At 72.2% G+C, this 10,373-nt stretch carries 7 protein-coding genes and 1 pseudogene; all 8 read right to left on the bottom strand.

Features of this window, described 5'->3' with window-relative positions; translation table 11 throughout:
* A pseudogene (locus DKT68_RS28370) lies at nucleotides 1-102 on the bottom strand (DUF4442 domain-containing protein); the annotation flags it as partial.
* A 64-nt stretch (nucleotides 103-166) separates the two neighbouring features.
* Nucleotides 167-1,159 (bottom strand): hypothetical protein, encoded by a 993-nt coding sequence (locus DKT68_RS28365; protein ID WP_109820445.1) that lies wholly within the window; start codon nucleotides 1,157-1,159, stop codon nucleotides 167-169.
* Between the two features lie 95 nt (nucleotides 1,160-1,254).
* A complete protein-coding gene (locus DKT68_RS28360) occupies nucleotides 1,255-2,553 on the bottom strand; it encodes an ABC transporter ATP-binding protein (protein ID WP_109820447.1) in 1,299 nt (432 codons plus the stop codon).
* Between the two features lie 138 nt (nucleotides 2,554-2,691).
* Nucleotides 2,692-4,899: a bifunctional glycosyltransferase/CDP-glycerol:glycerophosphate glycerophosphotransferase gene (locus DKT68_RS28355; RefSeq protein WP_109820444.1), complete on the bottom strand. Its 2,208-nt coding sequence runs from the start codon at nucleotides 4,897-4,899 to the stop codon at nucleotides 2,692-2,694.
* A 15-nt stretch (nucleotides 4,900-4,914) separates the two neighbouring features.
* A complete protein-coding gene (locus DKT68_RS28350; protein ID WP_407940804.1) occupies nucleotides 4,915-6,993 on the bottom strand; it encodes a DUF5941 domain-containing protein in 2,079 nt (692 codons plus the stop codon).
* A complete protein-coding gene (locus DKT68_RS28345; protein ID WP_109820443.1) occupies nucleotides 6,990-7,736 on the bottom strand; it encodes an ABC transporter ATP-binding protein in 747 nt (248 codons plus the stop codon). The genes DKT68_RS28350 and DKT68_RS28345 overlap by 4 nt, the downstream gene beginning before the upstream one ends.
* A 1-nt stretch (nucleotide 7,737) precedes the next feature.
* A complete protein-coding gene (locus DKT68_RS28340) occupies nucleotides 7,738-8,565 on the bottom strand; it encodes an ABC transporter permease (protein ID WP_109820442.1) in 828 nt (275 codons plus the stop codon).
* Nucleotides 8,566-8,636: 71 nt separating this feature from the next.
* Entirely contained in the window at nucleotides 8,637-10,007 is a 1,371-nt protein-coding gene (locus DKT68_RS28335; RefSeq protein WP_109820441.1) for an L-serine ammonia-lyase, read from the bottom strand.
* Nucleotides 10,008-10,373: the final 366 nt, after the last annotated feature.

Below are 10,373 nucleotides of genomic sequence, written 5' to 3'. Positions count from 1 at the left end.
CTCCCCCTCCGGTGCCACCTCGACGAATTCGAAGCCGAGCGTACGGGCGAACGGCACCGCTTCGAGCATGCCGGCCGCCACCTGGCGGGAGTCGATGGTCATGGCCTGACGTTACTCGCCGGTAACCACCCCGGCAACCAGGCATTTTCCGCTTTTCTGGGGGTGATCAGAGGTTGGCGATGGTCCGCAGGATCTCCGCGTAGAAGTTGCCGTCGATGCTGCGGAAGAAGGAGAAGTCCTGCCCCGGATCGCCGAAGAACGGGCGCAGCGTCCAGGCGAGCTGGGTGCCGACGAAGCCGAAGAGCAGGATCCAGATGTAGAGCAGGGTCATGCTGGCCGGCCGCTGCGCGGGCTCACCGTGCCGCACCGCCGGGTTGGCCCACGGGCGGTGCTGCTGCGGATAGCCGGGCGGCATCATGCCGGGCGGGAACGAGGCGCCGGCCGGCTGGCCGCTCCACTGCGCCGGAACGTGGGCCGGGACCTGCGCGGGAACCGGGACGGCGGACGCGGCGTCGGCGGCGGCGCCGTTCGGAACCGCGCCGGCCGGCACCGCGACCGGCTCGGCGACCTGATCGGCCACCGGCGTGGCGGCGGGCGCGGACTGGACCGGGGCCTGGGTCTGGGCGGCCGGGGCCTGGGTCCGGGCCGCTTCCGGTGCGAGCAGGCCGTGGTCGTTGAGCACCTGCATCCCGCCGGTCAGGAAGCGCAGCCCGACCAGCGCCGACAGCGTCAGGATCGCCACGTTCAGCAGCTTGAAGAACCCGTAGTCGGGTGCGGTGATCAGGAAGAAGAGGCTGATCGGCGCGAACGCCACCGCGAGCATCGAGGTGACCGTGATCGCCACCATCACCAACGCCAGCGACTGGCGTACCGAGAGCCGGGCGCCGAAGACCAGGTTGAACAGGTAGAGCGTGGGCAGGCAGATCGCCAGCGTGACTAGGAACAGCAGTGGCAGCTTCAACGCGGAGGTCAGCGCCATGAGAGGGCTGTGGAAGGCGCCGAGCACCGCCCCGTAGCAGGCGAGCGCGATGGCGGAGCTGGCCAGCATCCGCCCGGTCAGCGGGTTCAGGTCACGCTCGGCCACGATCTGCTGCCAGATCCCCTGCCGGTCGCGGAGGATGCGCTCGATGACGAGCGGGCTGGGACGGTCACCCGACACGGGTGCACCCCTCTCGGTGGTCTTTTCACAGTGGACTGGGTGCGCAGACGGTAGGACACCGGGTGGCACCCCCGCCACCCCGCTCCGGCGTGGTGTCAGCGCCACCCCACGTCGATGCGGCCTCCGCGCTCGTCGAAGAAGTGCAACGCGTCCATCCGGACCGAGACGGCGAGCGGGTGACCCGCGGCGACCGCCGGGTACGGCGCCAACCGCACCGCCAGCTCCGCCGGACGCCGGTGGTGGCGGCCCGGATCGGGAAGCACGCTGGTCCGGGTGCCACCGGCGGACCCGTCGTCCGCCTCCACGGCCCTGCCGGTGAGTCGCTGCATCACCGAGCTGAACCGGCGCAGGCCACGCTGGCCCACCGGCGGGGCGTCCAGCGGGGCGCCCATCTCGTCGACCACGATCGCCGTGGCCCCGATGTCGAGGAACGCCAGCGACTCGTGCCCGTGGTGCTCCAGGTAGCGGATCCGGCCGCGCAGCACGTCGCCGGGGCTGTCCGGAGAGACCGGGGTGAGCGCCTCGGCACGCATGCCGACCACGATCCGCTCGCCGTGGTAGTGCGCCACCGCCCGGCTGCGGATGTCGTCCCACGGCAGGTAGAGCGACTGCTCGCCGAGGTTGAGGGTGACGTACCGGTCCAGGTGCACGTAGACCGACGCCTCGAGCAGGTTCATCCGCGGGCTGCCCAGGAAGGCGGCCACGTAGAGCGTCGCCGGCCGGCCGTACACCTGGGTGGGCGTGCCCACGTCCTGGAGCACGCCGCGGCGCATGATGGCCACCCGGTCCGCCATGGTGAGGGCCTCGGCCTGGTCGTGGGTGACGTAGACGGTGGTGACGCCCAACTCGCGGGTGAGGCCCGAGATCTCCGCGCGCAGCTCGGCGCGCAGCCCGCTGTCCAGATTCGACAGCGGCTCGTCCATCAGGAACAACCCGGGTCGGCGGACGATCGCCCGGCCCATCGCGACGCGCTGTCGTTGCCCTCCGGAGAGCTGCCCCGGCTTGCGGGCGAGCACGTCGCCGATGCCCAGCGCGCTCGCCACGTCGGTGACCCGCTCGCCCCGGGGCGCCGGTTCCACCCCGGCCAGCCGCAGCGGGAACGCGATGTTGTCGCCCACCGTCATGTGCGGGTAGAGCGCGAAGTCCTGGAAGACCATCGCGATCTTCCGGTCCCGTGGAGGCAGGTCGTTCGCGAGCTCACCGTCGAGCAGCACCGCGCCCTGGGTCGGATCCTCCAACCCGGCGATCATCCGCAGCACCGTGGACTTGCCGCAGCCGGACGGCCCGAGCAGCACCATGAACTCGCCGTCGTTCACGTCCAGATTGACGCTGTCGACGGCGAGCGTGCCGTCCTTGAAAATCTTGGTGACATCCTTGAGCGCGACGGTGGTCACCGTCTCCTCCCCCAGTTCGTCGGACGAACCCCAGAAGACTGTGACCAGGATCATTGAATCAGCACATCGGGTGAACGTCTCATGTTCGATCGATGACACCGCTATTACGCGACACACAAGGCCGATGATCGACCGCGGTCAGCAGCGCGGCGATCCCTCGACCGCTTCACCCAGGAACACCCGGCGCACCACCCGCTCCGCCGCGTGCCCGTCCTCCAGCCCGCAGAAGCGGCCCCGGAAGTGCTCGCGCGCCTTGACCGCCGCGTCCGAGCGCACCGCGTCGGTGCGGAACAGGTCGAGCAGGTCGGCGAAGGTGGTGGCCACCGCGCCCGGCGGCTCCGCCGTCACGTCGAAGTAGACACCCCGGGCGAGCCGGTACGCCTCCCAGTCCGGGGCGTAGAGCACGATCGGCCGGTCGAGCACCGCGTAGTCGAACATCGCCGACGAGTAGTCGGTGACCAGCACGTCGGCCACGAGGTAGAGGTCCTCCACCCGCTGGTACCCGCTGACGTCGCGGACGCGGTCCCGGTCCACGGCGCGGCGGTGGCGGTCCCGGTCGTGGAAGTAGTGGCTGCGCATGAGCAGCCGGCCGGAGTCACCCAGCGCCTCGACGAACCGGTCCGGGTCGAACGGTGGCCGGTAGCCGGGCAGGTGCTCGCGGTGCGTCGGGGCGTACAGGACCACCTGCTCGTCCGCACCGAGACCCAGCTCCGCGCGCAGCCGGCGCACCTCGTCCGGGCCGGCGTCGACCAGCCGGTCGTTGCGCGGGTAGCCCACCTCCAGCGTCGTGTACGACGCCGGGTACGCGCGGTCCCACATCTGCGTGGAGAAGCTGTTCGCGCTGACGCTGTAGTCCCAGCGGTCCACCCGGCGCAGCAGCCCGGCGAAGTCCATCTGGCCCGCACCGATCGGGTAGCGCTGCTGGTCGAGCCCCATCACCTTGACCGGCGTGCCGTGGTGGGTCTGCACGTGCACCTGCTCGGGCCGTTTGCGGACGAAGTCCGGGAAGTTGACGTTGTTGACGAGCCACCGGGCCCGGGCCAGCGCCCGGTAGTAGGCCGGGGTGCCGGCGACGACGTACTCCACCCCGTCCGGCACGGTATCCACCCGGTCGCGGCGCACGATCCACACCCCGCGTACCCCGGGGGCCAGCAGGCGGGCCGCCTCGTAGATCGCCGCCGGGTTGCAGGCGTAGCCCCGGTACCAGTAGGCCGCGTAGACCGCGAGCGTGGGGTCCACCGGCCGGCGCAGCTCCGCCCGGTAGTACTCGCGCAGCAGTCCCTCGCGCGTCAACCGGGCGCCGCGTCGGGCGGCCGGGCCGACCCGGCGGCGTGCGGTACGGGCCTTCCGGCGGGCGGTGTCGCGGGTGCGGCTGGCCGCCCGCAGGGCGCTGAACGTCCGCCAGCGGCCGGTGGCGACCAGCCGGTGCTTGATCCCCTCCACCCCGTCCGGCACCGGGTACCCGCCGTCCGGCAGCCAGCGCGCGTAGTCGGCGGTGATCTGCGCGAAGAAGGCGGGCCGCAGCTCCGGGGCGATCCGCTGGCCGTTGCCGAGCACGGTCAGGTAGTGCCAGATCATCCGCTCGAAGACCGCCGGCCGCAGGGCGTCCACCGCCGGCCCCCAGGAGTCCATCAGGTGGAAGACCCGGTGCCACTGCGGGAACACCTCGAAGTGCCGGTCGCCCCGGGTCCGGGTGATCGCGCCGGCGCGGCGTTGCCGGTAGTTGACGCAGACCCGGTCCAGCACGCCGATCCGCTGCGCCGCCATGAGCACCGGGTAGCTGAACGAGACGTCCTCGTACCAGCCCGGTTCGAAGCGCAACCCCAGGTCGACGAGGAACTCCCGGCGGACCAGCCGGTTCCACGCCGTGTGCAGCAGTCGCATCGCCTCCGGCCGGTCCCCGAGCCGGAAGGTGGCCGCGCCGGGCGTCTCCGGGAACACCTCGGCCATCGCGCTGCGGGTGGCGGTGTCGTTCCAGTGCGTCCGGACGTGGTCCACCAGCAGCACGTCCGGCCGGGTGGTCCGCAGCCGCTCGGCGACCTCCGGCAGGCAGTCCGGCGCCAGCCAGTCGTCACCGTCGAGGAACCAGACGTACTCCCCGACGGCCCGGTCCAGCCCGACGTTGCGGGCCGGACCGAGGCCGACGTTCTCCGGCAGCCGGACCGAGCGGACCCGCTGGTCGCGGGCCGCGTACTCGTCGATGATCTCGCCACTGGAGTCCGGCGAGCAGTCGTCGACCGCGATCACCTCGAGGTCGGTCTCCGGCTGGTCGAGGATCGAGTCCAGGCACTCACGCAGGTACCCCTGCACCCGGAAGGCCGGTACCACGAAGCTGATCAGCGGCATCCGGCCGTCCCTCCGTCAGCGTGGCGCGCCACCTCCCGCGCCCACCGGCGCGGCCGACGCCCGCGCGCTCTCGGCCGGACGGACGAACCAGGCCAGGACGACGCTCGCCACGAAAACCACGAGAAGGTACGCACCGAGTGTAGCCATGCCGATACTCACGATTCCGGCAATCGCCGCGAGGGCCAGCAGCACCGAGCGTCCCTCCCAGCCCAGCGTGGCCGGGTGCAGCGGAGGCGCCGCCTGTCGCTTCTCCAGCCGGGCGGTCAGGTCGTAGTGGTGCACGGTGAGCACGAAGACGTAGCCGAAGATCAGCCAGCCCGGCGCGCCACCGACCACCCCGACCGCGATCGCGAACAGGTACTCGGCGGCCCGCAGGGCGGCGGGCACCAGCCAGTCCAGCGGACCGTTGTGCGCGGCCCCCGCGCCCAGACCGCCGACCAGCAGCACCAGCAACGCCACCGGCACCGCCCAGCGCAGCCCGTCCGGCGCGTCGCCCAGCAGCGCCGTGACCAGCAGGGCCGCCGGGCCGAGCGCCGCGATCACCGCCAGGGTGAGCGGCCCCATCGGGCGGACCACCGGCAGCCGGCGGGCCAGCGGGCCGTCGTCGCGGTGCAGGGTGGCGTCGACCGTGTCCAGCACCGGCACCCACATCCAGCGGGCCCGCAGCGTACGCAGCGCCCCGGTGTACGCGAACGCCAGCACACCCCACACCAGCACCGCGACCAGGCTGACCAGAGGGTTGAACAGCGCCACGGTCAGCGCGATCAACGCCCACCGCTCGCCGATCGGGAAGACCACCGTCCGCTTCAGCCAGTACGACAGCGAGCCCGTGTCCGCCTGCACCCGCGTCGACGCGGCGTTCAACCGGTCCCCGATCCCGCCGCCGGCACCCGCCGCCGCCCGGGGCCGGCGCGCCGCCTCGTCGTGCAGCACCCCGTACCAGGTGTCGGTCATGTGCCGGACGGTCTGCAACGTCATCGCGGCGATCGCCAGCGCCCAGCCGTTGCCCAGCCCGGCGTGGCTCACCCCGAAGCCCAGCCCGGCGTAAACCAGGTACTCCTTGGCCCGGTCCGCCATCGTGTCCAGCCAGCCGCCCCAGGCACTGAAGTTCCGGGTGTAGCGGGCCAACTGGCCGTCCACGCAGTCCAGCACGAAGCCGAGGTAGAGCAGCACCGCGCCGCCGACCAGCGCGGGTCGCCCGCCGACACCGAACAACACCGCCGCGGCCAGCGCGAAGAGCACCGAGATAGCCGTCACCCCGGTCGGGGTGAGCCGGAGCCGGGCCGCCAACCGGACCACGTACGGGGACCAGGTGCTGACGAAGTAGGTGGAGAAGAAGTCGTCCTTCTCCTTCACCGACAGCCGCAACTCGGCCCGGTCCTCGTCGACCGCGGTCACCGCCGCCTCGGCGGCGGCCAGCCCGGCCGCGTCGTCGACCCGGTGCGCGACGAGCAGACGTACCCGCTGGGCGAAGATCAGGGTGCCGAGCGCGGCGAGGCCCGCGACGAGCCGGTCCACGGCGGACCCGGGGCCGCCGGCCGGAACCGGCGCGAGGCGCCCGTCCGCGCCGGCCCGCCCGGCGCCCTCGACGGACCCGAACGGGGTGACGTCCCCGACCGGTCCCAGCGGGGCGGCGATGGGCAGCACACCCGCCGCTGCCGCCCGGGCGGCGGCGGCCAGGGACGGCAGGTCGTCCACGCCGACCCGCAGCGCGCCACCGAACACACCGGTGGCGTCGCCGTTCAGGGCGTCCACCGCGCCGGCGTCGATCACCTGGCCGCGTTCCTCGCGCACGGCCGTCCGGCCGGGCACGGGAGGGTCGCCGAGCACCAGCGCCACCGTCGGCCCCACCGGGCTGGTGGCCAGGTGCCGCAGCACGGCGGTGTGTGCGACCAGGTCGGCGCCGGTCACCAGCAGCGGGCCGGTGGCCGTGTCCGCCAGCGCGGCCAGCTCGTCCAGCCCGGCGGCGAAGCGCACCTCGGCCGCCCCGGCCCGCCGGAGCTGGGCGGCGATCCGGTCGGCCAGCGGCTCGCCGGTCACGGTGGTCAGCCCCGCCGCGGGCGTCCCGGCGGCGAGCACGATCGCGAGCGTCACCGCGGGACCGCGGCGTGGTACGCGTCGAGCGCCTCGGCGATGGTGCCGTCGAGCATCAACCGGCCCGCGTCGAGGTACAACCCCCGACGGCAGAACCGGATCAGGTCCTTTTCGTTGTGTGACACCAGCACCAGCGTGCGCCCCTCCCCGAGCAGACGATCAATCGTCGCGTAACACTTCTTGCGGAACTCCGCGTCCCCGACCGCGGTCACCTCGTCCATCAGCAGGACCGGATGCGGCAGGTGCGAGATGATCGCGAAGCCGAGCCGCACCTTCATCCCCGACGAGTAGTGCCGCACCGACGTGTCGATGGCCCGTTCCACCTGCTCACCGGCGAACTCGACGATCTCGTCGAAGTGCCGCTTCAGATAGCCCGTCGACAGCCCGTGCAGCCCACCGACCAGGTGCAGGTTCTCCCGCCCGGTCAGGTCGTTGGAAAAGCCGGCCGAGAGCTCCAGCAGCGGGGCCACCGCGCCGTGCACCCGGATGCTGCCCTCGTCCGGAATGAGCACCCCGGCGATCAACCGCAGCAGGGTGCTCTTGCCGGTGCCGTTGCGGCCGATCACCCCGACGGTCTCGCCCGGCTCGACGGTGAACGACACGTCGCGCAGCGGCCAGAACTGGCCCGGCAGGGCGCCCCGTCCGCCCCGGTGGATGAACAACTCCCGCAGCCGCAGCTGACGCCGGCGGTTGCGGACGAAACGGATGCCCAGGCCGTCCGCCTCGATGATCGGCGCGGCCACGTCAGAGTTCCTTGAGCACAGCGGGTTCCAACCGGCGGAACGACCACCAGCCGGCGGCCAGCACCAGCAGGCTGCCGACGATCGTGGTCGCGAGCAGCCGGGCGCCCGGGAACTCGTCCGGGTACCAGATCGCGTGGTGCAGCTGGAAGATCCCGACCAGGGGGTTCAGCTCGTACACCACCTTCAGCCAGCCCGGCAGGCCGGACTCCCGCACCAGGCTGAGCGGGTAGATGATCGGGGTGGCGTAGAAGAGCACCCGGATGATCAGCCGCATGAACCGCTCCACGTCACGCATCAGCACGTTCCACGCGGACAGCAGCAGGGCCAGCCCGGTCAGCAGGACCGCCTGGACGGCCACCGCGAGCGGCAGCGAGAGCAGCGACCAGCCGGGGTGGATCCGGCCGTGCACCGCGTAGACCACCGCGATGGCGATCAGGATCGGCAGGCCGGCCGCGTACTCGGCGAACCGGCCGGTGACCCGGCCGATCGGGAAGACCTGGCGCGGCACGTTCATCGTGGTGATCAGCCGGGACTGGCCGGTCAGCGCGTTGGTCGCCTCACTCAGCGCCGAACTGGTCCACATCCAGGCGAAGATCCCCGTGATCAGGAACAGCGGGTACGACCCGGCCGCCTCGCCGAGGTGCCGACCGGTGTCCCGCGAGTAGAGCACGCCGAAGACGAACCAGTAGATGGCGCCCATGCCGAGCGGCTCGATCAACGACCAGAGATAGCCGAGCACCGACTGCTGGTACTTGACCGCCAGGTCGCGCCTGACCAGGATGCGCAGCGAGTTGCGGTGCGACCACAACGCCGCGACGCCAGAGGTCACCGCTGCCTCCCGCCTCCTGAAACGGACGACAGGTTAGCAGTCGGTGAACGAATGCCCCGAGTCGGCCAGACTCAGCACTCGATCACGTTGACGGCCAGACCGCCCCGCGCCGTCTCCTTGTACTTGACCTTCATGTCGGCGCCCGTCTCCCGCATGGTCTTGATGACCTTGTCCAGCGACACCGCGTGCACACCGTCACCGCGCAGCGCCAGCCGGGCGGCCGTGATCGCCTTGATGCTAGCCACCGCGTTCCGCTCGATGCAGGGGATCTGGACCAGGCCACCCACCGGGTCGCAGGTCAACCCGAGGTTGTGCTCCATCCCGATCTCGGCGGCGTTCTCCACCTGCTCGGGAGTGCCGCCGAGCGCCTCGGCGAGCCCCGCCGCAGCCATCGAACAGGCCGAACCCACCTCACCCTGACAGCCCACCTCCGCGCCGGAGATCGACGCGTTCTCCTTGAACAACACGCCGATCGCACCGGCCGCCAGCAGGAACCGCACCACGCCGTCGTCCGAGGCGCCCGGCACGAACCGGGTGTAGTAGTGCAGCACCGCCGGGATGATCCCGGCCGCGCCGTTGGTCGGCGCGGTGACCACCCGGCCGCCGGCGGCGTTCTCCTCGTTCACCGCGAGGGCGAACAGCGTCACCCAGTCCATCACGCGCAGCGGATCCGTGGTCCCGGTGTCCGCCTCCAGGCTGCGCCGCAGCTCCGCCGCGCGCCGCCGAACCTTCAACCCCCCAGGGAGTACGCCGTCCCGCTCGCAGCCGCGCTCCACGCACTCCCGCATCACCCGCCAGATCTCCAGCAGGCCCGCCCGGATCTCCGCCTCGCTGCGCCAGGAACGCTCGTTGGCCAGCATCACCTCGCTGATCGAGAGGCCGGTGGCGGTGGTCGCCTCCAACAGCTGCGCCCCGGTCAGAAAGGGGTACCGCACCCGCGTGCTGTCCGGTTTGATCCGGTCCGCGCCGGCCGCCGCCTCGTCCACCACGAAGCCGCCACCGACCGAGTAGTAGGTGCGGCTGCGCACCTCCGCCCCGCTCCCGTCGTACGCCACGAAGGTCATCCCATTCGGGTGGTACGGCAGCGACCGGCGGCGGTGCAGCGTCAGGTCCCGGTCCGGGTCGAAGTCGACCTCGTGCGCGTCCAGCAGGCTGATCCGCCGCTCCGCCCTGATCCGCTCCACGCGGGGGCCGACAGTGTCCGTGTCGACGGTCTCCGGTGCCTCGCCGGCCAGCCCGAGCAGCACCGCCCGATCGCTGCCATGACCGTGCCCGGTGGCGCCGAGCGAACCGAACAGCTCGGCCTGCACCCGCGCGGTCTCGGTGAGCAGCCCGTCGGCCTTGAGCCCCGCCGCGAACGTACGGGCCGCCCGCATCGGCCCCACCGTGTGCGAGCTGGACGGCCCGATGCCGACGCTGAAGAGGTCGAAAACACTGATCATGGCTGCGCTTCCTCGCCGTCGTCCCGTCGTGGGGGATCCGGCCCGGTCGTGGCCGCCCGGTCGGGCAGCCCCGCTCGTGGCCGCCCGGTCGGACGGCCGCCGGCCACCCGGGGTGTGGGTGCCCAACCAGCGAGCCTACCCGTCCAGTTCACGGCCCACCCGGCCACCGCAACGCGACGCCCGCCCGAGCCTCGGCGCCACCCCCCGCCGCCGACGCGCCGGGCCTCAAGATCACGCAGAAACCTAGATGTAGTGGTCTCCGCCGGCCCCCGAGGCCACTACATCCACGATCATGCACGATCTTCAGGGCGGAGCAGGCGCGGCGCGACCCGGAGCGCCGCGGGCCGGGACGGCGCGGGCCGGGAC

Origin of the sequence: Micromonospora acroterricola, assembly GCF_003172955.1 — a bacterium.
In the GTDB taxonomy this organism is placed as follows: Bacteria; Actinomycetota; Actinomycetes; order Mycobacteriales; family Micromonosporaceae; genus Micromonospora; species Micromonospora acroterricola.
This window is presented reverse-complemented; position numbering and strand designations above follow the sequence as displayed.